This window comes from Bradyrhizobium septentrionale, from assembly GCF_011516645.4.
Taxonomy (GTDB): domain Bacteria; phylum Pseudomonadota; class Alphaproteobacteria; order Rhizobiales; family Xanthobacteraceae; genus Bradyrhizobium; species Bradyrhizobium septentrionale.
On sequence record NZ_CP088285.1, the window covers coordinates 7298041 to 7322638 of the forward strand.

Genomic DNA, 24598 nt, shown 5'->3' on the forward strand with positions numbered 1-24598 from the left:
AGTTCAGGGATCATGAGCCTTTTCACATCGCCCTTCGATCCCGCGCGCGAGGCCGCCCTGGTCACCGGCGCGGGCAACGGCATCGGCCGCGCGATCGCGCAGGCCCTGGTCGGCGAAGGCGTGCGCACGGTGTTCGCCGATCTGCATGAGGACAGGGTTTTGGCCGCGATCAAGGCTGCCCCGCGTCCCGAGCTTGCGGTGCCCTGGATCGGCGATCTCGCGCAGCGCGAAGCGTGCGACGCCTTGCTGGCGCATGCGCAGGCAAAGCTTGGGCAGGTGACCCATTTCGTCCACAGCGCTTCGCCGCCGCGCCGCGAGGCCGATCACGCGATGGCGGTCGACGATGAGACCTGGCGGCAGATGCACGTGGTCAATCTCGATGCCGGCTTTCATCTGTCGCGCGAACTGGCGCGCAGGCTGATCGCAGCGAAGACGCCGGGCTCGTTCCTGCTGCTCACCTCGCTGCATGCCGGCACGCCGCGCAACCTGCCGCATTACTCGACGGCGAAGGCCGGCATGGCGATGCTGGTGAAGGAGCTTGCCAAGAGCTGGGGCCACTATGGCATCCGCGTCAATGCGCTGGTGCCCGGCGCGATCGCGGCCGGCGGTTTCGTCGCCGATCCCGCGCTCGCCAAGCACATCCCGCTCGGGCGGCTTGGCCAGGCCGACGATCTCGCGCCGATGGCGCTGGCCGTGCTGTCGCACAGGCTCTCCGGCTACGTTACCGGCGCATCGATCGTGGTCGACGGCGGTCTGTCGCTGACCAACTGGTTCGCGCCGCCGGAGCTCGACTGAGAGTCGAAGTTACTCCTTGGTCCTGATGTAGCCCGCAAGCCGCGTCTTTTGGTCTTGGCACCAAGTCGCCATGCTGCCGGCGCGACGCTGATCGAGGTCGGTGGTCTGGGTTGCGATCGCAACTTCGGTCATCAGGTCGTCGGGCTGCTTCTCGCCCATCTTGCCGCCGGTGTGCAGGTAGGCGATTGCCTTGCGCACCTGCTCGGTGGTGCCGTCGGGGAGGTGCATGTCCTGCGCCCGCTGCACGAGGTCCTGATAGACCAGATCGGTGCCGGGGCACTCGACCTTGGCGGCAAAGGCCTGCAGCACCATCGTGACATAGGCGGCGCGCGGATCGGCGTGGGCAGGGGTTGCTGCGACAATCAGGCCGCCGATCAGCAGAGCGTAACGCATGGAATTCCTCCGAAGGGTTTGGACGTTTTTTACTACGCTAGCGCCCAAGGGAACCGACTGCAACCCGCAGGACACAGTCGCCATAGGAACCGATCAAACGGCCGTGTTCCAGAAGGGGCTGCCACGATTTCAGCACGATTTCGGCAGCATGTGGCAGAAGTTGACGCAGGGGAGAATGATCGTGTCGAAATTGGGGCTTGCTGCTGTGCTGGTGGGTTCGCTTGCACTTGGCGGCTGCATGCAGGCGACGCTGTCGCCGGTGACGGATGCCGCGATGACGCCGCGCGATCGGCAGTTGCTGGCGCATCCGCCCTATGCGGACGCCAAGATCCCGGATCAGTTCCAGCGCCACATTGTCGATTACACACGCCGTGAGCAGCCGGGCTCGATCCTGGTCGATACCGACAAGCGCTACCTCTATTACGTGCTGCCCGGCGGCAAGGCGATCCGCTACGGCGTCGCCGTGGGCGAGGAGGCGATGGCGTTCTCAGGTGTCGCCACCGTGGGCCGCCTCGCTGAATGGCCGGATTGGGTTCCGACCAAGGATATCCAGGAGCGGCTCGGGCCGTATCCGGCGCGTGTCGCCGGCGGGCCGGCCAATCCGCTCGGTGCCCGGGGCATCTACCTCTACCAGGGCAACAAGGACACGCTCTACCGCATCCACGGCACCAACCAGCCCGAATATATCGGGCAGGCAATCTCGTCGGGCTGCATCCGCATGAACAATCCCGACGTGATCGATCTTTACCAGCGGGTCAAGCCTGGTGCGACCGTGGTCGTGCTGCCGCCGGGACAGAGCGCGTAATTCGTATCGTGTGATGAGTGGCAGTGGCGGCCGATCGCGTATCGCGATCGGCCGCCGTTCTTTTCAATCGCCGGCTGGCCTTCAGCGCAGCGGCATCGGCGGCCGAACCACAGGGCCGCCATCATCGGCATCAACCACGCTGGACTGCTGCTGCGGTTGCACCGGCCGTGGTGCTGCAGCCTGCGGTGCGGCTCCAACCGGCGCCGGCAGCGGCGCCGCCGATGCCGGCGGGGGTGGCGGCGGGATGTAGGCCTGGGCCGGCCGGCGTACCGGCGGCGGAGCAACGGCCGCATGGGGCGCCGCCGGCGGCGGTGTGATCGCGGCGCGCGGACGCGGTGCGACCGGCCGTGGCTCGACGGCCCGGGTCTCGGTCGTCCTCGCGACACGCTGTGTCAACTGATCCTGGCCGGCCTTGAGCTGATCGATGCTGGTCTTGAGCTGCTCGATCTGCTGCCCCATCGACGCCAGATCGCGTGCCATCGACTGCAGCAACTGCGCCTGGTCGGGTGCGGCTGCGGCTGGCGCTGCCGGGGCGGCGGGCGCAACCGGCACCGCTGCCGCCGCCGGTGCTGCGGCTGGAGCGGGCGCGGCCGTGGCGACATCCTGTGGCACAGCGGCCGGAGCGGTCTCAGCCGGTTGATCGGCGGCAGCCGCCTGCGCGGGTGGGCTCGCTTGGTCGGGAGCGGGAGTGGCTCTGCCTGGCAGCAGCGACGTCAGGGCCTCGACCTGGGGCGCGTACTCCGCCACCACCTGCTTGACGCGATGTCCGTAGTGTTGCCACGCCGCGGTGCCCATGGCGCCGGCGATCGCGAACACGAACCAGAAGGCGCGGACCGCCCATTTGTTGGTGGGGCGCGGCGCGCGCTCCAGTCTGATGTCGTCCAGTCTGCCGTCATGGCTTGCGGCGCTGTACTCTGGCGCGGTCGGTGCCGGCGTCATTGACACCGGCGTGACTGGTGGCATCGAGGCGACGGACGCGATCGGCGGCACCGATGAGGGCGCGAGGCTCGGGCCGAACCACGGCTCGCGCTGGTCCGGCGCTGCCTTGCCGGCTTGTGCCGGTGTTGCGGCATCGTCCTTACGTGCCGGTGCGAAGCTCGGCTCAATCGCGAAAATATCGTGCGGATCTGCATCTTTCAGTGTGGATTGCATGGCGGTCCCCGTTTCAGTCCAAGGTCAACCGCAAATGGGCGGCCGGCAAATTAGCGCGCTGTATCGACCCCTGACCCTGTCCCCACGACTCCAGTCCGGTTTGACCAAAGCAAGGCGAGAGGGTGGAGAGGTTGGGGAGTTTCGGGAACCGAAGCCGGAGGCGAGGGGGCACGAGCGTCCACGTACACTCGCGAGGGGCGCCGGACTGCATTTCCGGACTGAATCTCCCTCGGTTGTGTGGCGTATCCACCACAGCCGAGGGGAAATCGGGGGACGTGCGGCACGTCTGACCGTGCTCCGCCACCGTTCCGCCCCGTTTGGATTCGGCTGATAGGCAACTGTTGGATTTTCGGCTTGGGCTGGGGCGCAAGTTGGGGGTGCAACATGTCACGCGACGATGCAGTCATCTCGTACGTCGGCGTCAAACGCAGCGCGCACTGCGCTGCGCCCTCGATGCTGTTTGTGCATGCCCGAAAGCCGCTCAGGCTGTTCGCCGTGGCGATCGGCGCGGCCTCGCTGGCGGCCTGCGCGCAGTCCTCCGTTGTCAGCCAGCGCTCACAGGCGCTCGCGAGCCGGCCAGCCTCGATCGAGCCGACACGGGCAGTATCCTCTGCGCCACGCACACGTGTTGCAGTTGCGCGCAGGCATACGCCTTACGCCTCGCGCAAGACGGGTGACACCAAGATCGCGTCGCACGGCGTCGCGAGCTTCTACAGCGAGGCGCAGCCAACCGCGAGCGGCGAGAAGTTCGATGGGCAGGAACTGACTGCCGCGCATCCCACGCTGCCGTTCGGCACCAGGCTGCGCGTCACCGACGTCAAGAGCGGCCGTTCCGTCACCGTGCGCGTCAACGATCGCGGACCCTACGTTCCCGGGCGCATCGTCGACGTCTCGTATTCCGCCGCACAATCGCTCGGCATGGTCGGCAAGGGCGTCGCCAATGTCAGGCTCGACGTCGTGCAGTGAACGGCGTGGCAGAAGCCAGGTTCGGGATTTTTGCCAGCTCGATCGGGAAAAAGTCCCGGCATTTCGCGCGCTTTAATCCTGTTGTCCGAATTTGCGCAGCAAATAGAATTGTTGCCGCTACTTCCCCGCGCTCTCCATTTCCAGGCGCGTGGATTTCAACCCAATGAACCTTCCCCGCCTTGGCGTTGTCCCTCCAAGGCGGGGTTTTTCTTTGAGGTCTGCTCGCTGCATGAGTTGATGACCGGATCCGAGCCATCTCCGGAAAGTCCTTGGCATAAGACCTGGCACATGCCGACCTTGATGGGAAAGTTGGCGTAGGCGCGACCGCACGCTGCGTGCTGCCATATCCTGCGCCATCGCTTTCACCAAATTGTCACGCTCCCGGCGAATTGCGGCCCAACGCCGCTGCCAACACACCACGGAGCAGAATGCGTCGGCGAGGGACAAGCGTTGGCCTACAAGATGATCGCAGAACGCGAGAACGAAACGGTCAGGATCGAGCGGGAGAGCACCTTCATCATCGTCGCCAAGGCCAAGGTCTGGGCGAGCGAAGGATGGCAGGTCGTGATCACCGACAAGGACGGAAAATCATACCCGCCCGAGGAATTCGACAAGCTGCTGGCGGCATAGTGCTAAAGCGCGATGAGTTTGGGTTAGATCGTCATCGCGCTTTAGGTCTTTGTTTTAAGCATGATCTCCGCGCAAACGCTCTGCGTTTGTCGCGAGGGAAAACCGCTTCTCACTTTTCCGGATCGTGTTCTAACGCTGCGCTGACACCAGCATCATCATCGGGCGTTCGAGCTCGTCGGCCAGTTCGGGCATGGCCTTGACCTGCTCCCGCGTCGGGGAAAATTCCTCGACATGGCGCAGCGTGAAGCCGGCGCCGATCAGCGCGTTGAGCGTGGTGCCGATCGTGCGGTGATATTTCAGCACGCCCTTCACATACCAGTCGGTGCGGCGTTCGCCTTCGATGAAGTAGCGGTTGACCGGCCAGGTCTTGCGGCCGTCTTGGTCCTGCCCCCAGCCCGGATGGGCGGGTGCCATGTAGACCGGGTGCTCGATGGTGAAGACCAGGTGCCCCTCCGGAACGAGCGTGCGATACAGCATGCGCGCCAGACGATCGAAATCCCTGATATAGTGGAAGGTGAGGGCGCTGTAGGCGAGATCGAAGGTCGCCTTTGGCAGCTCAAGCGTTTCGAGGTCGGCGATCTCGTAAGCGATAGCCGGATCCTGGCTCATCGCCGTGGCGCGGGCGATCATGTTCTGCGAGAGGTCGACACCCAGAACGGCGGATGCGCCTTGCTCACGCATCCAGCGCGACACCCAGCCGAAGCCGCAGCCGAGATCGACCACGCGCTTGCCGGCGATATCGGGCAGCATGGCGCGGATCGCGGGCCATTCGGGCGCGCCGAGCAGTCCGCGGACCTGCCGCGGCAACTGGCTGTAGCCGGCAAAGAAGCCGGGATCGTCATAGATGTTCTGCGCCATGGGCACGGCAACTCGTGTCGGTCGGAGTGATCTCTCTGTAACCGCCGGCGCGGCGCGTGGGAACCGCCGAATCCGTCGAGTAGGGCGGTGAGGCTGGAACCAGACAGCGCGTTCGGCGGTTTTAATGTCAGCGCGCGGGGCACGCGGTCACGCCTGTCCCCGCGGCATTCGGCAGCGGAGGAGCGCGTCATGATAGCCGAGACGCAAATCCACACTATCGCGCGGCAGATGTTGCAGACGTACGGCCTGCAAGCGATCGCCCAGGCGGCGCAAAATGCCGTCGACTGCGAGAGCAAGGGCGAGACCGAACAAGCCCGGGACTGGCGCCACGTCGAGGACGCCATGAAGATGATGCGCGGACCGCATCAGAGCTGACTGCCGGAAACGGCGATGACTGATCGAATGATCCGGTGCTGCGCGCCGCCTCATTCGTTTTGCGAACTCCCTCGCGCCGCTTGCCTTCGCCGGAAATTCCGGGAACTCTGTTCAGGCAAGCCGCAGACAAATTTGATTTGGGGAATTCGCCATGACCTTCTCACTCTACGACGCGACCGTTGCCAACTATTTGCAGGTTCTCGGCGCCGCCATTGGCTTTCTCGACAAGAGCCTGGCGCATTTCAAGGAGACAGGCATCGATCCGGCCGAGATTGTCGAGACCCGGTTGTTTCCGGATATGTTGCCGTTCCGCTTTCAGGTGGTCTCGCTCGCGCATCATTCCCGCGGCGCGATGCAGGCCGCGAAGAACGGCGTGTTCGCCCCGCCGTCCGGCAAGCCCGATCTGGATTACGCCGGGCTGCAGACGCTGGTGAAGGACGCGCACAGCGAATTGTCTGACCTGACGCCGGATGCGGTCAACGCGCTGCTCGGGCGCGACATCACCTTCAAGGTCGGAGAGCGGTCGATGCTGTTCACGGTTGAAGGATTCTTGATGTCGTTCTCGCTGCCGAACTTCTTCTTCCATTCAACCACCGCCTACGACATCCTCCGTCACAAGGGCGCGCCGCTCGGCAAGCGCGACTTCATCGGCCGCTTGAATCTGAAGAAGTGACCGGGCCTCGCACCGGCCGGTCTTGAACGGGGAGATGTCCGCCGCGCGCTGCCGCTTGCTGGTATATACAATCTTAGATGGTGAGTCCGCATCACGGTTGTGGCGCGGCCCGAACGGTGCTATAAATCTCAGGTAGTGCGATTGATGGTTTCAACTCAATTGCTGACTGCCGGTGAAGGCGGTTCGGCGGCGCTCTCGTCGTGCGTGCTTGAACGCCGTTGGCCGGGCATGTTCGGGGACTCCCATGAAGACATGGCTTGTCGGAATCGTGCTGCCGCTGCTGGTTGCAGTGGCAATCGTGGCGTCGCCGTTGCGGCCGGTTGCGCAGACCCAGTCGTCCGATCAGCCGCAGGCGCAGTTCTGCGTCAGCGGCAACACCGGCGCGCTGTGCTCGAAGCTGCCGGCCTATATCGGCCCGGATTCGCGGCTGGGACTGACCGTCGGCTATAACGGCCTCTATGGCGATCCGCCCCGGAGTGCATCCGAGGATGTGCAGACGCCGTTCGACAACATGGCCTGGCAGATGTTCGTGGCGCTCAACTGGGCGGCAAGCGGCGTGGAGCAACCGGCCGCACAGGGGCTGACGGTGCCGGGATCGCGGGTCTGGCAGACCTATCCCAAGGTCAGCGCGCTGTTCGGCAATTCGAAGGTGAGGGCCGGCTGCCCCCAGGCGCTTGCCCTGCCGATCTTCTACATCGGCTCCTACGGCAACGGTAAGCCGGCGCCGAACAACGAGGAGTTCCTGCAGGCCTCGACCAATCTGCCGCTGATCGATGTCAACGGCAACTGGACGCTGTTCGAGCGGCGCGTCAATGCGATCGAGGCGTTGTATCTGCGCGCACCGCAGGGACTGTCGGCGCAGACGCTGACGACGCGCGACGGGCAGCGCAATTTCATCAAGGCCAATCCGAAGGGCGCCGATTTCACCGCGTCGGCGTCGGTCCCCGACGGCAAGAATGGCTCGATCGAGATTAAGGCGGCCTGGCGCATCCTCGATCCGGCGAAGGACGACGCGTCGAAATATTACACGCAGAACATCCTGCTCGCCGTCTCCGGCGATCTCGTCCGCAACGGCAAGCCGTTCTGCCGCAGCGAGAAGGTGGGGCTGGTCGGCATGCATATCCTGCAGCGCAATCCGTTCGTCGAGCAGAACAAGGCACTGCTGCCGCAATGGATCTGGGCGACCTTCGAGCATGTCGACAACGCGCCGCTGGCGCAGGAGCCGTGCAACGTGTCGAACGGCTGCGGCAGCGCCACGTCGCCGACCTACTGGATCAACAAGCCGAGCTGCGGGCCGGCGGCTGCGGCGCCCGGTGCGCATTATTCCTTCTACGACCCGGCGCAGTCGGGGCTCGGCACCAATATCGCGCCACAGGGTCTGCTCGGCACCAAGACGCAATTCCCGTGGAATCCGACGCGGCCCTATGCGCACGGCGCGACCAGCCAGGCAACGGCGATGCCGCAGGCGGTGCGCTGCTGGCAGATCTATCCGACGACGACGGTGTTGAACGAGCAATGGCGGATGGCGCTGGGCTCGCTGAAGAGCGTGTTCCAGAATTACATGCTGATCGGCACGCAATGGGGCGGGCAGCTCGAACCGCCGACGCCGCCGAATCCGGTGCCCGCCAATGCGGTGCCGGGCATGCTCTCCAACACCACGCTCGAGACCTATATCCAGAACTACAATGGCAGCGATCCGAGCCTGCCGGGTCCTGGCTCCTGCGTCAGCTGTCACAACTTCGCGACGCTGGTCGACAACAAGACGTCGGCCAATTTCAGCTTCCTGCCGAGCCTGGTCGACCCGGTCGCCGGGCGCAGCATGATCAAAACCGCGCGCTGACCCGCGCGATCACGTAACGCCCCAAGCTGCCGGCGCTAGCCGATCCGGCGCCAACGCGGCACAGGATCGAGCGGCGTGCGGTAGAGCTCGCGCCGGTCGATGTCGGTTACGCGCACGGCACAGCCGCGCGCCTTCAGCTCCGGCTTGACCTGCGACAGCTCGCAGGCGAGCTGGTCGGCGCGATCAGAGGCGAGGCTGATGTCTTCGAGGATGATGGTTCCTTGATTGCGGAACTCGTCCCCCACCACGAGATCGAAGGTGTAGTACGGCATTCCGAAGTCTCCGTTTCGGTTTGCATCACAGGGTAACACTGAGTCGTGCGTTCCCTAAGATGCGTGGCGCACAATCGTCGGGCGATCGCGCAAAAACGGTGTGCAGCACATCCAGCACGATGAACGATCAATCACGCGTCGCACGGCGAAGGAGTCCTGTGCTCCAGCACACCGCCATGCCGTTAAGATTTGATTAAAACTGTCGTCGCAAGCTTGGGCCCAAGTGGAATGCCAAGTGGAATTGCGGCGGAACCGGGCTCCGGGAACCGGCAGCTGCAGGAGAAGGCCGGTGGCGTAACGCCCGCCGGCCTTTTCTCGTCGCGGACGCCCTGGAACTAGTCGCGCAGCGTGGCTTGCCTGGCGCGGCATTTCGGGCCGGGCCCGCGCATGTAATACAGCTCGGGGCGATAGGGGTGGCAGACACTCTCGATCAGCGCCAGGCAATCCGCAATGAGGCGGGCGAGGCGGCGGCGCAGGGGCTGCAGTGCAAGTTCCATCGATTTCATGACATGCCCTCAGTGCAGCTCGCCGAGCACGGCAGTGAAGGGCAGGTCGAAAATCTCGGTGCCGATATCGTCGGTGACGTGGACCGCCCAGTTGCGCCAGTCTTCCGCGCTCGGTGTCATCATGTAGCTGCGGGCCAGCTGCTCGGCATACACGCGCACGTCCGTCAGATCCATCGCGGTGCCGATGCGATCCAGGATCACGTGCTTGTCGTCGGAGCAGTGAAAGAAAACTGCAGACATCTTCCAATTCCCATGCCGAAGCGATTCTCACGCACAAAAATAGCAGTGCGCGCGGGCACGGAGAATCCGGGTCATCCCCCATCGGTAAACTACGGGGATTCCTGACGATTTGAATCACGCGGCCGTGATCGGCGGTTAAGGTTAAAAGATCGACTCGCCGACCGTCACCTCGCTGCGCGGGCCGAGCACGATCACCCTGCCATCGGCGTCCTTCGCCCCGAGAATCAGCAGTTCCGAGGTGAAACCCGCGATGTTCTTCGCACCGAGATTGCAGACACACACCACCAGCGAGCCGAGCAGCGCCGCCGGCTCGTAATTGGTGATCTGCGCGCTCGACCACATGATCCGATCAGTGCCGACGTTGACGCCGACCTTGTAGGAGGGATTGCGGGCGCGCGGAAACGGCTGCACCTCGACGACCCTGCCGATCCGGATATCGAGGCGGGCGAAGTCGTCGTAGCTGGCCTGCGGCTTGAGCGGAACCATCAGCGCTCCTGGAAGGCGAGGCGGACGCCGAGCGCGATGTAGATCGTGCCGACGACGCGGCCCTGCCATTGCCCGATGCGGCGATGCCGCCTGATCCACGGGCTGATCTGGCCGGCGGCGAGCGCGAGCAGCGAGGTATAGGCCGCGCTCATTGCGACGAAGATCAGGCCAAGCGTCGCGAACTGCGTCACCGCCGAGCCGTGGCCGGGGTGGACGAACTGCGGCAGGAAGGCGAGGAAGAACAGCGCGGTCTTCGGATTGAGCATCTCCGCCCAGATCGCCTGCCGGAACGCGCGCCGCGGATCGACCGGCTGCGACGCCGGCAAATGCAGGTCGTCATTCTTCTCGAACAGAGCGCGGACGCCGAGCACGATCAGGTAGATCACGCCGGCATATTTGACGATCGAGAACGCCAGCGCCGAGGTCATGAGCACGGCCGACAGGCCGAACGTCGCCATCGCGGTGTGGACGAGGTCGCCGAGCGCGATGCCGAACCCGGTCGCGACGCCGACACGCGGCCCGCCGGTCATCGAGCGCGCGAGTACCAGCAGCACGGCCGGCCCGGGGATCAGGAACAGGCCGAGCACGACGGCGGCGTAGGTGAGGAGGGTGGTGATGTCGGTCATCGGACGTGTCCCGGATGTTAGGCCGCGGAAATGGCGACTGCCGCGAAGCGTGGCTTCGGATCAAGCATCACGTCGGCGCTTTCGACAATGCGCATTTCCTCGGTTCCCCTCTGCGCCGTACGCTGCAGCACGCCGTGGATGCCTGACGCGGCATGGCTGAGCGCGTCCGGTGTCTCGAGGCCGCGCACGCGGGCGGCGACGAACAGGGCGGCGAACAGATCGCCGGTGCCGGACGGGCTGATCGGCACCCGCGGGGTGCGCACGCGCCACGCCCCAACGCTATCAGGACCCGTGCGCTCGATTGCAAGCGTCTCGATCTCGCCATCGGGCGTGCCGGCAATCTCGGCGCTGGTGATGACGATGGACGCGGGTCCCCGCGCCATCAGCTCGCGGGCCTGCGCGACAATTTCATCGGTCGTGGTGACGCGCGCGCCGCAGAGGAATTCGAACTCGAAATGATTGGGCGTGATGATGTCGGCGAGCGGGCAGAGCTGGTCGCGCACCAGCGGCGGAATATCCGGTCGGACGAACATGCCGCGGTCGCGATCGCCGAGCACGGGATCGCAGCAATAGAGCAGGGCCGGGTTCGCGGCCTTGGCGCGGTTGACGAAATCGGCGACGTCGAGCGCGATATCGGCCGAGCCGAGATAGCCCGACAGGATCATCCGCGCGCTCTCGACCGCGCCGCGCTCCTCGATGCCGCGCAAGAGGTCGGCGACCAGCTGCACGTCGAGCACCCGGCCGCGGATGGTCGAATAGCCCGGCCGGTTGCTCAGCAGCGTGGTTGGCACGGCGACGACATCGATGCCATGCAGCTGGATCGGAAAAATGGCAGCGCTGTTGCCGACATGGCCCCACGCGACCTGCGACTGGATCGAGATGACGGTCATGTCCTCAGCATCACCCGAACAGCGCGGCATAGATCACGTAGAGCCAGCCCAGAATGCCGTGGATGATCGCCCACAGGATCGAGTGATTGTTGGTGTAGGAGATCGCAATCGCCAGCGCCGAGCCGAACCCGACGCCATATTTCGCACCCTCGACGCGGACGCCATAATATCGATTGCCGTTCATGGTGGTCCTTCCAGCGGGAGGGCGTGATTGGCGACAGGGTAACCCGCCGATATCAGCGAGTTCAACGGCGGATCGCGCCTTCCCGGCATTGCTAAGCTCCGTCATCCCCGCGCAAAGGCTTCGCCTTTGTCGCCGGAGGTGCGAGCCTTGCGGTGCACTTGCACCGCTGGGCGAGCCTCGAAGGATGCACGGCCCCACTCTGGCCGATTCATCCTTCGAGGCTCGCCGAAGAGGCTCGCACCTCAGGATGACGGTGATGGAGTCGGGAGCGCGTTTCTCTCCATTCGTCGTCCCGGCGAAGGCCGGGACCCATACTCCCCGTCAGATGTAGTGGACGGGACTCGTCGTTCCAGCGCTGCACAGCAATAGCCGTTTGTGGTTATGGGTCCCGGCCTTCGCCGGGACGACACTGAATTTGTTGCGCCACTTGTGAGCCACGCATCTGCTTTTGAGCCACACGTCTGCATTCTCGCGGCATGATTTGCCCGAGTCTTGCTTTTCGTTCGGCCCTCCTCAAATCAGAGGGCGCAGGGAAAGCCGGGTGCCGATCGCACCCATGGGTCCCGTGCAACAAAAAGCACGGGAGGTAGGACCACAGGTGTAACCGGAGACTCCGGCTTTCCCTGCGCGATGGTTTTACGGCTTACTTCGTGCTCTCCCCGGCGAGACTTGGCTTTTTTGTCACCGCCTTCGCAAAACGCTTTCGCGCTTTGCTTTGGGGACACCGGCCACTAAGGCGTCAGGACCACACGACTTCACCGTCCGCCTTGCGTGCTTTCGTCTCTTGCACACTCGGCGTGCACCGCATCCCACACCGCGTTCGTGACGATCGCGAAGCGCCCCTCGATCGGGTGAGACGGGGCAATTGAACATCTGAGTTGGGTGAAACGCCAAGCGGAATATTTTCTTATTGCGATATTGACAGGTTTTGCTGAGTTGCCCGTCGGGTTGTTTTGTCGCACCTGTTTCTGTCATTCCGGGGCGGCCCGCAGGGCCGAACCCGGAATCCATCGGCCCGCATAACCCGTGGATGAATGGATTCCGGGCTCTCGCTTCGCGAGCCCCGGAATGACGAGGAGAAAGCAGGCGCGCTGACGCCCTGCTCAGCTCTCGCATTCAGACACCTCCCATTTCGCGTTCGGGCCGATCCGGTCGCGGATCTCGCCGGTCACGGTCCAATCAACCGATTGTGTCGGATCGCAGTGGAAGAGGATGCGCGGTTCGACCGTCCTGTATCCAAACACTTGCCCCATGGCGTCGGAACCAGCCGGCGGTCGATCACATGGTGTGCGCGAACCGATCGGCAGGCGGGCGAGGAATGCCCGGCGTGCCCGATAGAACAGGAGCAACTCATGATCAGGATCAAACACATCGCGGCGGGATTGGCCGCTCGCGCCATGCTGACGACATCGGCAATCGCGCACGAGGCCCCGGCGGCCGGGCCATACGCGTTCGCGAAGGGCCACGCCGGCGCCGCGGCCGCCAGCCACTGGAGCGGCGGACCTCCGCACATGGCGGCTCCGCGCTTCGGCGAGTCCGAGGCGCAGCCCCGCGACCTGCCCGGCGGCGTCTGCGATGTCGGCGACAACGCGATGATCTGCTGAGCCTGATGGTGCATGGCGGTGATATCAGGCGAAACTTGCGCTAGCCTCGCTGGGTCGTCTCCCTCCAGCCGCGAGCGCCGCCGCCATGCACATCCTCCGACCCCAGTTTCGCATCGAGGACGACCGCGCGCTGGCCTTTGCGGCTGCGCGCGGCTTCGGCGCCGTCGTCGCCGCCGATGCGCGCTGCCCGCGGGCCTCCCACGTGCCGTTCGTGATCGAGCGGCGCGACGATCGCGCGATCGTGCAGATCCATCTCACCGCGAAGAACCCGCTGGTCGAGCTTGCCGATGGTGTCAGGCGCTTCCTGCTGATCGTCTCCGGTGACGACGCCTATATCTCGAACGACTGGTACGTCTCGCGCGACAACGTCTCCACCTGGCTCTACGAGGCGGTGCATTTGTCCGGCGTCGCGCATCTGCGCGGACTCGACGAGAACCGCGGCCATGGCGATGCGCTGCTCGCGGCCTCCGAGGCGCGGCTGCCGAAGCAGCCCTGGGACCTCGCGCAGATGGAGCCCACCAAGCGCGAACAGATGCTGTCGGCGATCCGGGTGATCGATCTCGTCGTCGACGAGATCGAGGGCCAGTCGAAGCTCAATCAGCACAAGAGCGATGCGGACTATGTCGCGCTGGTCAATCGCCTCGCGCATGCGGAGGAGACGGCAAGCCGCCGGCTGGCCGCGAAGATGCGCGCGCTGCGGCCTGAGCTTGCGTATGAGATCGCAGAGCAGCGCGTAGGGCGGGTCAGCGAAGCGTAACCCGCCGCAGTGAAGCCGGGGACAAATGGCCGATTACGCTTGCGTGAATCCGCCCTACAAAGGGTGTCGGCATCGAGGTCGCGAACGTGTTGTTAAGGATTTCCTCGCGTTGATTTGCACGATTCCGATTCGTTCTTTGCGAACAAAATAGAGTCGGATAGAGAACAATGGTGCGCTCTTCTCCCGTGATTGGCGGGTCATCCGCTCGGGCGGATCGACATGCGCGAAGGAGAAGCGATCATGTCGTCGCTCAATTCGCTTGAACGGGCGGTGCTGGAAAGGATCCTGCGGGACACGCCCGGTGATCTGGCTCCGATCTTGCGTGCGCAGATCGACGGAGCAACGGTTGTTGGGCGCAAGAATACGGGCGCGGGCTTTTTCACAGAGCTGAAGGTCGAAAGCGCCGTCGGGCGAATGAGTGAACGGGTTATCGAAGACGTATGGGCCGACATCGAGGGTTTCGACGTGCCGATGACGTTTCTCGTATTCTTGCGCGAAGGGATCATTCGCACATTGGAGGGCGCCGCAATCAACGAGGACGCAACCGATGTCGATTTCTCTCGCGTTGGGTTTGCGATCAAGGAGTAGCGCAGGTTGCGAGGTGTTACTCGCCGGAGTCATGTTGCGGAGAGATGGCGGATTACGCTTGCGCTAATCCGCCCTACAAAGATGCATCAGCATCGAAGTCGCGCAAACGTGTTGTTAAGAAATGCTTCGCGCTGATTTTTCGATTCCGATTCGTTCTTCGCGAACAAACTGGAGTCGGATGGGGAACGTGGCTGTGGTGCTGCTAGCCGCTCCATCAGTGTAGCAACTGAATGCAATGCGCCTGAAGTACCCGACGGTATTTTGCACTAACAGCAAAAATCCCATCTCGGCACAACATCAGTTGCTCGGATGGGGCTGATGCACACGTCTTGTTAATGCTTGAGCCGCGCCGATTTGCTCGATTCCGATTCGTTCCTTGCGAACAAATTGGAGTCAGATGCAGAACGGAGCTGTGGCGCGCGATGCGTTTCTCTGCTCCACTTGGTGCGCGCAGGAGAGAGCGGATTGATGGCCAAGAGAACCAGCAAGAGAACCAGCAAGAAAACAAGCGGGAAAGCGAGTAAGCCCGCGTCGCGGCGCACGGTGCTGGCGATCGACATCGGCGGCACGCATGTGAAGGTGATGACCGACAGGGAGCGCATCAGGCGCGAGTTCGAGTCAGGTCCAAATCTGTCCGCGACCGAGATGGTGCGACAGGTCAAAGCGCTGACCAAGGACTGGTCCTATGATGTGATCTCGGTCGGCTATCCCGGGCCGGTGGTTCACAACCGTCCGCTCGCCGAGCCGCACAATCTCGGCCGCGGCTGGGCCGGCTTCGATTTTCACGCAGCTGTCGGACGTCCGACCAAGGTCGTCAACGACGCGCTGATGCAGGCGATCGGCAGCTACCAGGGCGGGCGGATGCTGTTTCTCGGCCTCGGCACCGGGCTCGGCTCAGCGATGATCGTCGAAGGCGTGTTCGAGCCGATGGAGCTAGGTCATCTGCCGTACCGCAAGGGCGAGACGTTCGAGGACTATGTCGGTGCCGCAGGCCTTGAGCGTCGCGGTAGGAAGAAATGGCGCAAGAGCGTCGACGACGTCATCGCGCGCCTGTCGGCGGCGCTGGAGCCCGACTACATCGTGCTGGGCGGCGGCAATGCCGACAAGGTCGACAACCCGCCGCCCAAGGTGAGGTTCGGCGACAACGCCAACGCATTCGAAGGCGGCTTCCGGATGTGGAAGAGGGTTGAGCGCAAGGCGAGCAGCGCGCCGCGTTGACGCTGGAAACGCCACCAAATTGCCGCAACTGCCGAAGTTTCACGCTGCTCCGTCATCCCTGTTCCCGGAACTGATCGCGTGCGCCGCTCGTTTTATGCGGCATAACATCCATAAGGAGTGACAATGCGCAGCTTCATTGTTCCGGTCGTCGCGGCCTTGGCGATCGGCGCGGCGACGCCGGCGATGGCCTATGATTCCGGCAGCCAGATCTCGATGGAGGCCGCACTCGACGTCGCGACCAATCTCGGCATCGTGACGGTGTCCAACACGAAGTTCCTCGGCGACGAGTGGGAGGTCGAGGGCCGCGACCGTCTCGGCCGCTGGATGCAGGTCGATGTCGACGCACGGACCGGCGAGGTGCGTAATGTGGACCGCGGCTGGTAGCCGCGTCTTGGCCGCTGCGTGAGCAGATCACGCGCAGCCCGCATCGGCGGCTTGTTGTGATGTCACACGGCGGGTGACACCGGGACACACCATACTGACTATGGTTTTCGGACGGCCGGCGGCGCAGGGCGCACGCCGGCCGTTCGTTATCCAGAACTGTTGATGCCGTGCTTTGGCGGAATGGCACAAAGGTGGAGTATGCTCGCGGCAGATTCTGAGGGATGTGCCGCCGACTCGGCGTTTCCCTCCAGACAAGGAGACAGGCCGTGGTCAAACCGTTTCCGTCCAAAACCCATATCGGCAATCACACACTGCATCCGGAAACCCTGATGCTGAATTATGGCTACGATCCGCAACTGTCTGAGGGAGCCGTCAAGCCGCCGGTGTTCTTGACCTCGACCTTCGTGTTCCGGACCGCCGAGGACGGCAAGGACTTCTTCGATTTCGTCGCGGGCCGGCGCGAGCCTCCGGAAGGGATGGGGGCAGGGCTGGTCTATTCCCGCTTCAATCATCCGAACAGCGAGATCGTCGAGGACCGGCTTGCGATCTATGAGCGCACCGAAAGCTGCGCGCTGTTCTCCTCGGGCATGTCGGCGATCTCGACGACGATCTTCGCCTTTGCGCGGCCCGGCGACGTGATCCTGCATTCGCAGCCGCTCTATGGCGGCACCGAAACGCTGTTCACGAGAACGCTCGCGGGCTTCTCGATCAGCGCGGTAGGCTTTGCCGACGGACTCGACGAGAGCGTTGTCCGCGCCGCTGCCGACGAGGCGATGAAGAAGGGCCGGGTTGCGATGATCTTCATCGAGACCCCGGCCAATCCGACCAATGGCCTGGTCGATATCGCGCTCACGCGGCGCATCGCCGACATGATCGGCAAGGTGCAGGGCTTTACCCCGATCATCGCCTGCGACAACACGCTGCTCGGGCCGGTGTTTCAACGCCCGATCGAGCATGGCGCCGATCTGTCGCTGTACTCGCTGACCAAATATGTCGGCGGCCATTCCGACCTGATCGCGGGCGCAGCCCTAGGCTCGAAGAAGCTGATGAAGGACGTCAAGGCGCTGCGCGGCGCGATCGGCACCCAGCTCGATCCGCATTCCTGCTGGATGATCAGCCGCTCGCTGGAGACGCTGAGCCTGCGCATGGAAAAGGCCGACCGCAACGCGCGGATCGTCGCCGACTATCTGCGCGACCATCCCAAGGTGGCGCAGGTGCATTATCTGGCGCATCACGATGCGGCCTCGCTTGCCGGCCGCGTGTTCGTCAGCCAGTGCTCCGGCGCCGGCTCGACCTTCGCCTTCGACATCGTCGGCGGGCGGGAGGCCGCGGAGAAATTCCTCAACAGCTTGCAGATCTTCAAGCTCGCGGTGAGCCTGGGGGGTACCGAGTCGCTCGCGAGCCTGCCGGCGACGATGACGCATTCCGGCGTGCCGGCCGATATCAGGAAGAAGATCGGGGTACTGGATACGACAATCCGGCTCTCGATCGGGATCGAGCATCCGTCGGACCTCGTGGCCGACATCGCGCAGGCGCTGAGCCGGGTGTGAGCGATGCGCTGGGCAGGAGAAGCAGCATGTTGACGATCACGGCGGTCATCCGGGCCAAGCAAGACCACGAGGCGACGATGCGTCAGGCCCTGCTCGATGTCGTCGACCATGTGCGGGCCAATGAGCCTTCCACCATCGGCTATTATGTGTCGCAGGATGCGTCGGATCCCTGCGTGTTCGCGACTTATGAGCGTTATCCGGATCAGGCCGCCATGGACCGGCACAACAATTCGCCGGCCGTGGCGCGGTTCTTCGATATTGCGAGGCCGATCCTCGATGGCGATGTGATCCTGGTGTCGGCGAACGAGATTGCGAGCAAAGGTGATGCGAAATGACGGATGAGCGCGCCTCGGCATCGTGCCGCTGCGGCAGGGTCGCGCTCGAGATCGCAGGATCCCCAATCCTGCGGGGCATCTGCTATTGCGCGAGTTGCCAGCAGGCGGGTCGGCGGCATCAGGCGGTGTCCGGCGCCGATGCTGTTTTGGCCGAGGATGGCGGCACGGACTACGTGCTCTATCGCAAGGATCGCGTGCGCTGTAGCAGTGGCGGAGAGCTCCTGGAGGAGCGGCGGTTGAAACCGGAGTCGCCGACGAGGCGAATGGTCGCGCGCTGTTGCAACACCGCCATGTTCTTGGACTTCACCAGAGGACACTGGCTCACGGTGTATCGCGGCCGCTTGCCCGGCGATATCCCGCCGGCAACCATGCGGATGATGACGGCCGACCGGCCCGAGGGTGTGATCTTGCCGGACGATATCGCCAACTATCCAGGCCACTCCGGCAAGTTCATGCTGAAGCTGCTCGGCGCGTGGATGGCGATGGGGTTCAGGCGGCCGGACGTTGAGGGCGTGCCACAAGTGCGAAGGTCGTAGGGCGGGTTAGCGCAGCGTAGCCTGCCGACAGCGTCGCGAGGAACGGCGGATTACGCCGTTGGCTAATCCGCCCTAAGTTTGAGGCGAAGCGATCCCGCCGGCTTCGGCGATCAGCTCGAAGGATCGCAGCCGCTTCTGGTGATCGTAGACATCGGACACGATCATCAGCTCGTCGGCGCCGGTCTCCGCCACCAGCGCCTCGATCCCGGCACGCACCGTGTCGGGCGAGCCGATGATGGAGCGCTCCAGCATCCGCATCGCCTGGACCTTTTCCGAAGGCGACCAGTAGGTCTCGATGTCGTCGATCGGCGGCTGGCTGAGCCCCCGCGCGCCGCGGAAGATGTTGGTGAATGACATCTGCTGCGTGGTCGCAAGGCGCCGCGCTTCCGCGTCGGTGTCGGCGGCGATGACGTTGACGCCGACCATGGTGTAGGGGCGCTCGAGTTGCTCCGACGGCTTGAAGCGCGCGCGATAGATCTGCAGCGCCTGGATCAGGAGCTCGGGAGCAAAATGCGAGGCGAAGGCGTAGGGCAGGCCGAGCTCGCCGGCCAGCATCGCGCCAAAATTGCTCGATCCGAGAATCCACAGCGGCACGTCGGTGCCAGCGGCCGGCACCGCCTGGATGCGTTGGTTGGGACCGGCGGCCGCGAGGAAGGCCTGCACCTCGAGCACGTCCTGCGGAAAATTCTCGGCGGATTCCGGCGTGCGGCGGAGCGCGCGCAGCGTCAGCTGATCCGTCCCCGGCGCGCGGCCGAGGCCGAGGTCGATCCGATCGGGGAACAGCCGCGCCAGCGTGCCGAACTGCTCGGCAATGACGTAGGGCGCGTGGTTCGGCAGCATGATGCCGCCGGCGCCGACGCGGATGGTTTTCGTGCCCGCCGCGATATGCCCGATCACGACCGACGTCGCGGCGCTCGCGATACCCGCCATGTTGTGATGCTCGGCCACCCAGATGCGGCGATAGCCGAGCGCCTCGGCATGCACGGCGACATCGCGGGCGTTGTACAGCGCGCCGCGCGCATCGGTCTCCTCAGTGACGCGGACGAGATCAAGGATGGAGAGAGCGGTCACGGGAGCTCCGGAACAGGCGGTGCATGGGGGACGAGGCCGGTGGTATCAGGCTGTGTCCGGGTGAGGGCGAAGCGGCTGATATCAGCCGGTTCGTCCGTCCCATATGGATAGTGCCGCTGAGCGGGTCAATCTGCTGATCCGATCGGCGATCGACTGGCAGCGTTGCGCGACGACATCGATGTCGAATTCGTCGTCGGTTGCCTGGCGTGATCGTCGCGCCGATCGCGAAATCGCGCTGCGCGTCGACGTCGCGCAGCACGACGCGCCGATCCCTGTTCGCGCCACGCGCTGCACCCCCAGGGCGGTGACCCGAGCCTGTCATGCGATTCAATGCACGTGCATCTATCACAAAATTGTGCAATGCGTCATATATAGTATTGCGGTGCAGCAAATCGAGCATTAGCTCGATATTCCAATGCTATCGAGGAGAAGTGACGTGAAGAAGATCTCTCTGTCCATCGCGGCCGCCATTGTCGCGACGACCGCTGTGACCGCCGGCGCGGCGGAGCTGCCGGCCTATGAAAAGGCGGGCTTGCCGATCTCGCCCGTGCAGGTCCAGCTGCTCGGCGCGGCTGGCGTCCAGCAGCAGTCGTCGGCGGCGAATGCGGCCACGCCGCATCAACGCAGCGTCCTGACGGCGCGCAAGGTCACGACCGCAACCGCGCCGGGCCAAACCGAAACGATCGGACGCTCGACGCGCTGAGAACAACGAATAGAGCGGGTTGGCCAACGGGTCCGCACAACGCGCGTCCCCCGGTGGGCCAATCCGCCATTCGCTCGCTGCCTGCCAAAGCATTGCGAGATAAGAATCTGCTCCCTGAAAGTCGATCTGTAGCGCGATCGTTCTCGGATCGTTGCGATCCGTAGCCCATTCCCACCACGGCGATCCGCGATCTCGGAACAATCGTATCGACGCAAGGGCGCACGCGCGGCGCGCCTTTGCGCTGTGAAGATTGACCCGGCGGCGTGAGGACCGTATTGGCGAGCACGACAATTCCGACGCAACGATACGGGATGGCCTCGATGCAAGTGACTTTGATGAAGGGCAAGATTCATCGCGCGCGTGTCACTGAAGCGGACTTGCATTACGAGGGATCGATCTCGATCGACCGCAATCTGATCGAGGCCGCCGGCTTCCTGATCAACGAACGCGTCGACATCTACAACATCGACACCGGCGCGCGCTTCTCGACCTATGTGATCGAGGCGCAAGCGGGCTCCGGCACCATCGGCCTCAACGGCGCCGCCGCGCGTCTCGCCATGGCGGGCGACAAGGTGATCATCGTCGCCTATGCCGGCTTCGATGCCGAGGAGGCGCGCAGGTTTCGGCCGCGCGTGGTGATCGTTGACGAGAACAACCGGCGGGTCGAGCCGGCTGGCGTTTCGCCGGCTGTTGCGCTGGCTGAGGCGTAAGCCTAGCTCGCCGCGTCGTTCAACCGCCGGCCGCCGGCGGAGAATCGTCGCGTCAGCCCCCAGACGACGGCGGCCGTGGCTGCCGTCGCGATCAGATGCTTCAAGGTGTGTCCGCTGACGAAGCCGAACGTGCCGGCGATCTGATGGTCGAGCACCTCAGTGATCTTGGCCAGAATGTACAGCACCATTGCGGTGGCGAAAGCCGTGCGGTCGGCGCGCGGCGCGCGATAGATCGACTGCCAGAGCGGGATCAGGATGAGCGGCAGCACCTGCAACAACAAATACGGCCGCAAATCGTCCGCGCCATGTCTGTCGGTGATGACCCACCATGCGACGCTCGCCACGGCAAACAGCCCGAGACCGATCGCTTCGATGTCGGTCTTCAATCCGGGCCTTGTGCCTCCGCGGACGCCGACCAGCAGGCCGGCGCAAGCAAGCGCGATCGGCAGCCTGTCCCAGATCAGGCGGGCATTGCCGGGGTCGAGGTGATAGTACGCGGACCCGAAGGCGGTCAGGAACAGTCCGATCAGGAACAAGCGGTAGCCAGGCCATCCGGCGCGAAGCTGATCGCTGTTACGCCGGGGGCGCAGCGCCAGCCAGCCCCAGATGGCGACCAGTGCGAACCCGGCGTTGGAGAAGACATCGGCTGCGTGGTGAATGCCGAAGAGATCGGACCGGTCGGCGAAATCATTGTAGTCGGCCGGCTGCGCGATGCGTCCGTACAGCGCGAGGATCACTATCGCGCCTGTCGTGACGATCGTCGGGGCGTGCTTGATCCACGGTTTCACGGGCCGGTCGGGCCCAATCGATCCGTCCGTCCAGGAGGTGGTTTGCATGGCCGGCTCCATCAAATATGAACATTGTTCAATAATAAGGCATAAAATGAGCAATGTTCAAGTTCTATTTCGGGAGGAGCGGTTGATGATGCTGATGGGGAAGGTGCTTGGAGACCTCCGCCAGAGCGGCAACGCGGCCTTCGGCTTGGCCGGGGCGACGGCTGCGGCGGCGCCAGCCTTGCTCCACCGCAAAGCTATGAGCGCGCAGGGCGTTTCAGCGAAGCGCAACGCGCCGAAAATGTGCTGATGATGGCGGCTTACGCCTGCGGCCGATCCGCCCTACGTTCGCTGGGCGCCGACCGCACAGCCCCACCGATCCAATCCGGAGCGAACCGATTCCCCAGCTCATCTTCGGCCTGACCAGTCTGCTGATCCTGGCCCGCTTCATCTGGCCGCTCGACTGGCCGCTCCCGGCAAAGATCGTCGCCGCGTTGCTCGTGCTGGTCGCCTTGCAGTTTCACCGCTGGAACAGACTGTCGTCGGGATCGGAATTCTCGCCGGAGTTTCCGCGTCCGGTGGTCGTCCTCTTCAACTGGGCGTTCGGTGCGATCATGCTGCTGGCGCTGCTGCAACTGGCGCTCGATGCCGGATTACTGGTCGCCGCGCTGGTCCACGGCGGCATCGTGGGCGCGCCTGACGGCGTCCGCTACGCACTTGCAGCGCTGGCGGCCACAGCCGCCGCAATCGGCGTCCATCAGGCCATGCGAATTCCGCCGCTGAAAGACGTCGAAGTCGGCATCCGCGGACTGCCGCGACAATTCGACGGCTACACCATCCTGCAACTGACCGATCTTCACATCAGCCGGCTGTTTCCTGCGCCATGGGCGCGCGCCGTCGTCGCGCGAGCGAACAAGCTCGGCGTGGACCTGATCGCGATCACGGGCGACCTGATCGACGGCACCGTCGATGCGCGGCGCAAGGACATCGAGCCGTTGCGGGACCTTGTGGCCGCCGATGGCGTCTACGTGATCTCGGGCAATCACGAATATATCTTCGGCTATGACGGGTGGATGGCGCACTATGCCGCGTTGGGCCTGCGCTCGCTCGAGAACAGGCACGTCGTTCTCGAACGCGGCGACGGCCGGCTGGTGATCGCAGGGATTACCGACCGCGCGTCGCGCCGCAGGGGGCATCCCGTCCGCGACCTTGCCGCGGTTCTCGACGGCGCCCCCAAGGGCGCGCCCGTCATCCTGCTCGACCACCAGCCGAGCGACGCACGAAACGCCGCTCGGCTCGGCGTCGCCCTGCAACTCTCCGGACACACGCATGGCGGATTGATCCTGGGGATCGACCGCCTGGCCGCGCGCGCCAACGCCGGCTTCGTCTCGGGCCGTTACGACGTCGACGGGATGACGCTCTACGTCAACAACGGCACCGCGCTATGGCCGGGTTTTGCCTTGCGGCTCGGTCGCCCGTCCGAATTGACGCGGATCACGTTGAGGGCGGCGGGTGACGCCTGACGGATTTGTTTCGCATGCGATGATGCGAGCGCATCGTCGTCACAAAAATACCTCAGCTATGAACACGCCGCAGCGATCGCGTGGGTTAAGACATTGGTCATCTCTTTGCTTTCATTTTCACGGCCTCATTCAGCAGGAGGCACCATGTCTGACATCACCATTCCCGGCGGAAAAATTCGTTCCTTCGTCGAGCGGATCGAGAACCTGGACACTGAAATCCAGGAACTGAGCGAGCAGAAGAAGGAAGTTTTTTCGGAGGCGAAGGGCGAGGGTTTCGACGTGAAGATCCTCAAGGAGATCATCAAGCTGCGCAAACAGGACCAGGACGAGCGCGACGAGCGCGAATCCCTGCTCGATCTCTATATGCGCGCGATGGAGACCGCGCCGGCAGACAAGGCTGCGAAAGCGGCGTGACTGCGACGATGATCGTTCGAAAGATGCGGGTGGAGTGATTTGGACGTGGTCATGCTTTCGCGAAGGCTTGTCATTGTTGCAGCTACGCTCGTGCTCGGGACTTTGTCGGTCCGCGCGCAGCAAAGCACCGAGTATGATGCGTGCATGGACAAGGCCGAAGGGGTGTCAACGACGATGCTCGCGTGCGGCAAGGCTGAAATCGACAAGTGGGACGCCAGGCTCAACGCCGCTTATCAAGCGCTTCTCGCAAAGTCGAAGGGCGAGGCGCACGCGCAATTGCAGACCGAGCAGCGGGCCTGGCTGAAGCATCATCTGGGTGAAACCCATCGCCTCGCCGCGGACCCCAACAACGGGTCCGTCGCGTTCGTCGACTCCCAGGCGTTCGAATTGAAGGACATCACCGACCGCACGCTGCTTCTTGAAAAGCGTGCCAACGCCTCGCGGTAGACTGTACGATTTTGATCGTCAGAGGCGCTCGGCATGAAAATGCCTACGCTCGAAGATCGCCCCATGAGATATCAATGGGCATCCGATGTCGCCTTCGATGGTATCCGCATGGAGGTCTTTTCGGACGACGGGAACGTGCTTTTTGATGTCAGCGTGGCGGATAACTGTTCGATCACAATCAGCGCCTTCGGCGGAGAGGTAGCCGCAAACGTGATCGAAGCGAGTAGGCGCGCTAGCGAAGCGTAACCCGCCGCGACCGTTGCGAGCGAAGCGGCGGTTTACGCCTTCGGCAAA

General features: G+C 64.0%; 34 protein-coding genes. 22 read left to right on the forward strand and 12 right to left on the reverse strand.

Annotation, left to right across the window (positions count from 1 at the left end; translation table 11 throughout):
* Nucleotides 1-12 precede the first annotated feature (12 nt).
* Nucleotides 13-795, forward strand: a complete 783-nt coding sequence (locus HAP48_RS36480) for an SDR family NAD(P)-dependent oxidoreductase (RefSeq protein ID WP_166204611.1) — start codon at nucleotides 13-15, stop codon at nucleotides 793-795.
* Nucleotides 796-804: 9 nt separating this feature from the next.
* Here HAP48_RS36480 and HAP48_RS36485 read toward each other — a convergent pair whose 3' ends face one another.
* On the reverse strand, nucleotides 805-1188 hold the full coding sequence (locus HAP48_RS36485) for a hypothetical protein (protein WP_166204612.1): 384 nt from the start codon (nucleotides 1186-1188) through the stop codon (nucleotides 805-807).
* A gap of 175 nt (nucleotides 1189-1363) precedes the next feature.
* Here HAP48_RS36485 and HAP48_RS36490 point away from each other — a divergent pair, with 175 nt between their 5' ends.
* Entirely contained in the window at nucleotides 1364-1993 is a 630-nt protein-coding gene (locus HAP48_RS36490) for a L,D-transpeptidase (RefSeq protein WP_224741651.1), read from the forward strand.
* Nucleotides 1994-2074: 81 nt separating this feature from the next.
* On the opposite strand, the gene HAP48_RS36495 is transcribed toward HAP48_RS36490, so the two are convergent.
* The gene (locus tag HAP48_RS36495) at nucleotides 2075-3145 is read right to left on the reverse strand and encodes a hypothetical protein (protein ID WP_166204613.1); all 1071 of its coding nucleotides are present in this window, start codon (nucleotides 3143-3145) and stop codon (nucleotides 2075-2077) included.
* Nucleotides 3146-3529: 384 nt separating this feature from the next.
* Between HAP48_RS36495 and HAP48_RS36500 the strand changes: the two genes are divergently transcribed.
* Nucleotides 3530-4111 (forward strand): septal ring lytic transglycosylase RlpA family protein, encoded by a 582-nt coding sequence (locus tag HAP48_RS36500; protein WP_166204614.1) that lies wholly within the window; start codon nucleotides 3530-3532, stop codon nucleotides 4109-4111.
* Between the two features lie 450 nt (nucleotides 4112-4561).
* Complete coding sequence (locus tag HAP48_RS36505) at nucleotides 4562-4741, forward strand: hypothetical protein (RefSeq protein ID WP_029082211.1); 180 nt, start codon at nucleotides 4562-4564, stop codon at nucleotides 4739-4741.
* A gap of 129 nt (nucleotides 4742-4870) precedes the next feature.
* Here the strand turns inward: HAP48_RS36505 and HAP48_RS36510 are convergent, their stop codons facing one another.
* The gene (locus HAP48_RS36510) at nucleotides 4871-5599 is read right to left on the reverse strand and encodes a class I SAM-dependent methyltransferase (RefSeq protein ID WP_166204615.1); all 729 of its coding nucleotides are present in this window, start codon (nucleotides 5597-5599) and stop codon (nucleotides 4871-4873) included.
* A gap of 189 nt (nucleotides 5600-5788) precedes the next feature.
* Between HAP48_RS36510 and HAP48_RS36515 the strand changes: the two genes are divergently transcribed.
* The 3 genes from HAP48_RS36515 (at nucleotide 5789) to HAP48_RS36525 (ending at nucleotide 8487) form a co-directional block, all read left to right on the forward strand.
* Nucleotides 5789-5974, forward strand: a complete 186-nt coding sequence (locus HAP48_RS36515) for a hypothetical protein (protein ID WP_175612257.1) — start codon at nucleotides 5789-5791, stop codon at nucleotides 5972-5974.
* Nucleotides 5975-6125: 151 nt separating this feature from the next.
* Complete coding sequence (locus tag HAP48_RS36520) at nucleotides 6126-6647, forward strand: DUF1993 domain-containing protein (protein WP_166204616.1); 522 nt, start codon at nucleotides 6126-6128, stop codon at nucleotides 6645-6647.
* Nucleotides 6648-6891: 244 nt separating this feature from the next.
* A complete protein-coding gene (locus HAP48_RS36525) occupies nucleotides 6892-8487 on the forward strand; it encodes a hypothetical protein (protein WP_166204617.1) in 1596 nt (531 codons plus the stop codon).
* 35 nt (nucleotides 8488-8522) lie between these two features.
* On the opposite strand, the gene HAP48_RS36530 is transcribed toward HAP48_RS36525, so the two are convergent.
* The 7 genes from HAP48_RS36530 to HAP48_RS36560 all read right to left on the reverse strand — a co-directional run bounded on the left by HAP48_RS36530 (nucleotide 8523) and on the right by HAP48_RS36560 (nucleotide 11691).
* Nucleotides 8523-8759, reverse strand: a complete 237-nt coding sequence (locus tag HAP48_RS36530) for a hypothetical protein (RefSeq protein ID WP_029082208.1) — start codon at nucleotides 8757-8759, stop codon at nucleotides 8523-8525.
* A gap of 335 nt (nucleotides 8760-9094) precedes the next feature.
* Nucleotides 9095-9265, reverse strand: coding sequence for a hypothetical protein (locus HAP48_RS36535; protein ID WP_166202819.1), 171 nt, complete (start codon nucleotides 9263-9265; stop codon nucleotides 9095-9097).
* Nucleotides 9266-9274: 9 nt separating this feature from the next.
* Nucleotides 9275-9505, reverse strand: coding sequence for a DUF6894 family protein (locus HAP48_RS36540; RefSeq protein ID WP_166204618.1), 231 nt, complete (start codon nucleotides 9503-9505; stop codon nucleotides 9275-9277).
* A 141-nt stretch (nucleotides 9506-9646) separates the two neighbouring features.
* Entirely contained in the window at nucleotides 9647-9991 is a 345-nt protein-coding gene (locus HAP48_RS36545) for a tRNA-binding protein (RefSeq protein WP_166204619.1), read from the reverse strand.
* Nucleotides 9991-10617: a LysE family translocator gene (locus HAP48_RS36550; protein WP_166204620.1), complete on the reverse strand. Its 627-nt coding sequence runs from the start codon at nucleotides 10615-10617 to the stop codon at nucleotides 9991-9993. The genes HAP48_RS36545 and HAP48_RS36550 overlap by 1 nt, the downstream gene beginning before the upstream one ends.
* Nucleotides 10618-10634: 17 nt before the next feature.
* Nucleotides 10635-11507, reverse strand: coding sequence for a pyridoxal kinase PdxY (pdxY, locus tag HAP48_RS36555; RefSeq protein ID WP_166204621.1), 873 nt, complete (start codon nucleotides 11505-11507; stop codon nucleotides 10635-10637).
* A gap of 10 nt (nucleotides 11508-11517) precedes the next feature.
* Complete coding sequence (locus HAP48_RS36560) at nucleotides 11518-11691, reverse strand: hypothetical protein (protein ID WP_166204622.1); 174 nt, start codon at nucleotides 11689-11691, stop codon at nucleotides 11518-11520.
* Between the two features lie 1352 nt (nucleotides 11692-13043).
* On the opposite strand from HAP48_RS36560, the gene HAP48_RS36565 reads away from it, so the two are divergent.
* From HAP48_RS36565 to HAP48_RS36600, 8 genes are all read left to right on the forward strand, one after another.
* Nucleotides 13044-13295, forward strand: coding sequence for a hypothetical protein (locus HAP48_RS36565; RefSeq protein WP_166204624.1), 252 nt, complete (start codon nucleotides 13044-13046; stop codon nucleotides 13293-13295).
* An 85-nt stretch (nucleotides 13296-13380) separates the two neighbouring features.
* Nucleotides 13381-14052, forward strand: a complete 672-nt coding sequence (locus HAP48_RS36570; RefSeq protein ID WP_166204625.1) for an FMN-binding negative transcriptional regulator — start codon at nucleotides 13381-13383, stop codon at nucleotides 14050-14052.
* 240 nt (nucleotides 14053-14292) lie between these two features.
* The gene (locus tag HAP48_RS36575; RefSeq protein ID WP_166204626.1) at nucleotides 14293-14640 is read left to right on the forward strand and encodes a hypothetical protein; all 348 of its coding nucleotides are present in this window, start codon (nucleotides 14293-14295) and stop codon (nucleotides 14638-14640) included.
* A gap of 468 nt (nucleotides 14641-15108) precedes the next feature.
* A complete protein-coding gene (locus HAP48_RS36580) occupies nucleotides 15109-15858 on the forward strand; it encodes an ROK family protein (protein ID WP_166204627.1) in 750 nt (249 codons plus the stop codon).
* 123 nt (nucleotides 15859-15981) lie between these two features.
* The gene (locus tag HAP48_RS36585; RefSeq protein ID WP_166204628.1) at nucleotides 15982-16242 is read left to right on the forward strand and encodes a PepSY domain-containing protein; all 261 of its coding nucleotides are present in this window, start codon (nucleotides 15982-15984) and stop codon (nucleotides 16240-16242) included.
* A gap of 266 nt (nucleotides 16243-16508) precedes the next feature.
* Nucleotides 16509-17792 carry a cystathionine gamma-synthase family protein gene (locus tag HAP48_RS36590; RefSeq protein ID WP_166204629.1) on the forward strand — a complete coding sequence of 428 codons (1284 nt, stop codon included), beginning with the start codon at nucleotides 16509-16511 and terminating at the stop codon, nucleotides 17790-17792.
* Nucleotides 17793-17818: 26 nt separating this feature from the next.
* Entirely contained in the window at nucleotides 17819-18127 is a 309-nt protein-coding gene (locus HAP48_RS36595) for a putative quinol monooxygenase (protein ID WP_166204630.1), read from the forward strand.
* A complete protein-coding gene (locus HAP48_RS36600) occupies nucleotides 18124-18663 on the forward strand; it encodes a GFA family protein (protein ID WP_166204631.1) in 540 nt (179 codons plus the stop codon). Before HAP48_RS36595 ends, HAP48_RS36600 begins: the two co-directional genes overlap by 4 nt.
* 72 nt (nucleotides 18664-18735) lie before the next feature.
* Here the strand turns inward: HAP48_RS36600 and HAP48_RS36605 are convergent, their stop codons facing one another.
* Nucleotides 18736-19734, reverse strand: coding sequence for an LLM class flavin-dependent oxidoreductase (locus HAP48_RS36605; protein ID WP_166204632.1), 999 nt, complete (start codon nucleotides 19732-19734; stop codon nucleotides 18736-18738).
* Between the two features lie 436 nt (nucleotides 19735-20170).
* Between HAP48_RS36605 and HAP48_RS36610 the strand changes: the two genes are divergently transcribed.
* Nucleotides 20171-20437, forward strand: coding sequence for a hypothetical protein (locus tag HAP48_RS36610; RefSeq protein ID WP_166204633.1), 267 nt, complete (start codon nucleotides 20171-20173; stop codon nucleotides 20435-20437).
* A 320-nt stretch (nucleotides 20438-20757) separates the two neighbouring features.
* Nucleotides 20758-21147 (forward strand): aspartate 1-decarboxylase, encoded by a 390-nt coding sequence (gene panD / locus HAP48_RS36615; protein ID WP_166204634.1) that lies wholly within the window; start codon nucleotides 20758-20760, stop codon nucleotides 21145-21147.
* Nucleotides 21148-21149: 2 nt separating this feature from the next.
* On the opposite strand, the gene HAP48_RS36620 is transcribed toward panD, so the two are convergent.
* The gene (locus HAP48_RS36620) at nucleotides 21150-21983 is read right to left on the reverse strand and encodes a hypothetical protein (protein WP_166204635.1); all 834 of its coding nucleotides are present in this window, start codon (nucleotides 21981-21983) and stop codon (nucleotides 21150-21152) included.
* On the opposite strand from HAP48_RS36620, the gene HAP48_RS36625 reads away from it, so the two are divergent.
* The 5 genes from HAP48_RS36625 to HAP48_RS36645 all read left to right on the forward strand — a co-directional run bounded on the left by HAP48_RS36625 (nucleotide 21982) and on the right by HAP48_RS36645 (nucleotide 24550).
* The gene (locus tag HAP48_RS36625; RefSeq protein WP_166204636.1) at nucleotides 21982-22230 is read left to right on the forward strand and encodes a hypothetical protein; all 249 of its coding nucleotides are present in this window, start codon (nucleotides 21982-21984) and stop codon (nucleotides 22228-22230) included. The genes HAP48_RS36620 and HAP48_RS36625 overlap by 2 nt on opposite strands.
* Nucleotides 22231-22318: 88 nt before the next feature.
* Entirely contained in the window at nucleotides 22319-23443 is a 1125-nt protein-coding gene (locus HAP48_RS36630) for a metallophosphoesterase (RefSeq protein WP_166215496.1), read from the forward strand.
* A gap of 144 nt (nucleotides 23444-23587) precedes the next feature.
* Entirely contained in the window at nucleotides 23588-23857 is a 270-nt protein-coding gene (locus HAP48_RS36635; RefSeq protein ID WP_166204637.1) for a DUF2312 domain-containing protein, read from the forward strand.
* A 144-nt stretch (nucleotides 23858-24001) separates the two neighbouring features.
* On the forward strand, nucleotides 24002-24304 hold the full coding sequence (locus tag HAP48_RS36640) for a lysozyme inhibitor LprI family protein (RefSeq protein ID WP_224496754.1): 303 nt from the start codon (nucleotides 24002-24004) through the stop codon (nucleotides 24302-24304).
* A 33-nt stretch (nucleotides 24305-24337) separates the two neighbouring features.
* On the forward strand, nucleotides 24338-24550 hold the full coding sequence (locus HAP48_RS36645; RefSeq protein WP_166204638.1) for a hypothetical protein: 213 nt from the start codon (nucleotides 24338-24340) through the stop codon (nucleotides 24548-24550).
* Nucleotides 24551-24598 lie beyond the last annotated feature (48 nt).

Coding starts and splice junctions, on each gene's coding strand:
- HAP48_RS36480 (WP_166204611.1), top strand. CDS start 13: ATGAGCCTTTTCACATCGCCCTTCGATCCCGCGCGCGAGGCCGCCCTG.
- HAP48_RS36485 (WP_166204612.1), bottom strand. CDS start 1,188: ATGCGTTACGCTCTGCTGATCGGCGGCCTGATTGTCGCAGCAACCCCT.
- HAP48_RS36490 (WP_224741651.1), top strand. CDS start 1,364: ATGATCGTGTCGAAATTGGGGCTTGCTGCTGTGCTGGTGGGTTCGCTT.
- HAP48_RS36495 (WP_166204613.1), bottom strand. CDS start 3,145: ATGCAATCCACACTGAAAGATGCAGATCCGCACGATATTTTCGCGATT.
- HAP48_RS36500 (WP_166204614.1), top strand. CDS start 3,530: ATGTCACGCGACGATGCAGTCATCTCGTACGTCGGCGTCAAACGCAGC.
- HAP48_RS36510 (WP_166204615.1), bottom strand. CDS start 5,599: ATGGCGCAGAACATCTATGACGATCCCGGCTTCTTTGCCGGCTACAGC.
- HAP48_RS36515 (WP_175612257.1), top strand. CDS start 5,789: ATGATAGCCGAGACGCAAATCCACACTATCGCGCGGCAGATGTTGCAG.
- HAP48_RS36520 (WP_166204616.1), top strand. CDS start 6,126: ATGACCTTCTCACTCTACGACGCGACCGTTGCCAACTATTTGCAGGTT.
- HAP48_RS36525 (WP_166204617.1), top strand. CDS start 6,892: ATGAAGACATGGCTTGTCGGAATCGTGCTGCCGCTGCTGGTTGCAGTG.
- HAP48_RS36530 (WP_029082208.1), bottom strand. CDS start 8,759: ATGCCGTACTACACCTTCGATCTCGTGGTGGGGGACGAGTTCCGCAAT.
- HAP48_RS36535 (WP_166202819.1), bottom strand. CDS start 9,265: ATGAAATCGATGGAACTTGCACTGCAGCCCCTGCGCCGCCGCCTCGCC.
- HAP48_RS36540 (WP_166204618.1), bottom strand. CDS start 9,505: ATGTCTGCAGTTTTCTTTCACTGCTCCGACGACAAGCACGTGATCCTG.
- HAP48_RS36545 (WP_166204619.1), bottom strand. CDS start 9,991: ATGGTTCCGCTCAAGCCGCAGGCCAGCTACGACGACTTCGCCCGCCTC.
- HAP48_RS36550 (WP_166204620.1), bottom strand. CDS start 10,617: ATGACCGACATCACCACCCTCCTCACCTACGCCGCCGTCGTGCTCGGC.
- pdxY (WP_166204621.1), bottom strand. CDS start 11,507: ATGACCGTCATCTCGATCCAGTCGCAGGTCGCGTGGGGCCATGTCGGC.
- HAP48_RS36560 (WP_166204622.1), bottom strand. CDS start 11,691: ATGAACGGCAATCGATATTATGGCGTCCGCGTCGAGGGTGCGAAATAT.
- HAP48_RS36565 (WP_166204624.1), top strand. CDS start 13,044: ATGATCAGGATCAAACACATCGCGGCGGGATTGGCCGCTCGCGCCATG.
- HAP48_RS36570 (WP_166204625.1), top strand. CDS start 13,381: ATGCACATCCTCCGACCCCAGTTTCGCATCGAGGACGACCGCGCGCTG.
- HAP48_RS36575 (WP_166204626.1), top strand. CDS start 14,293: ATGTCGTCGCTCAATTCGCTTGAACGGGCGGTGCTGGAAAGGATCCTG.
- HAP48_RS36580 (WP_166204627.1), top strand. CDS start 15,109: ATGGCCAAGAGAACCAGCAAGAGAACCAGCAAGAAAACAAGCGGGAAA.
- HAP48_RS36585 (WP_166204628.1), top strand. CDS start 15,982: ATGCGCAGCTTCATTGTTCCGGTCGTCGCGGCCTTGGCGATCGGCGCG.
- HAP48_RS36595 (WP_166204630.1), top strand. CDS start 17,819: ATGTTGACGATCACGGCGGTCATCCGGGCCAAGCAAGACCACGAGGCG.
- HAP48_RS36600 (WP_166204631.1), top strand. CDS start 18,124: ATGACGGATGAGCGCGCCTCGGCATCGTGCCGCTGCGGCAGGGTCGCG.
- panD (WP_166204634.1), top strand. CDS start 20,758: ATGCAAGTGACTTTGATGAAGGGCAAGATTCATCGCGCGCGTGTCACT.
- HAP48_RS36625 (WP_166204636.1), top strand. CDS start 21,982: ATGGCCGGCTCCATCAAATATGAACATTGTTCAATAATAAGGCATAAA.
- HAP48_RS36620 (WP_166204635.1), bottom strand. CDS start 21,983: ATGCAAACCACCTCCTGGACGGACGGATCGATTGGGCCCGACCGGCCC.
- HAP48_RS36635 (WP_166204637.1), top strand. CDS start 23,588: ATGTCTGACATCACCATTCCCGGCGGAAAAATTCGTTCCTTCGTCGAG.
- HAP48_RS36640 (WP_224496754.1), top strand. CDS start 24,002: ATGGACAAGGCCGAAGGGGTGTCAACGACGATGCTCGCGTGCGGCAAG.
- HAP48_RS36645 (WP_166204638.1), top strand. CDS start 24,338: ATGAAAATGCCTACGCTCGAAGATCGCCCCATGAGATATCAATGGGCA.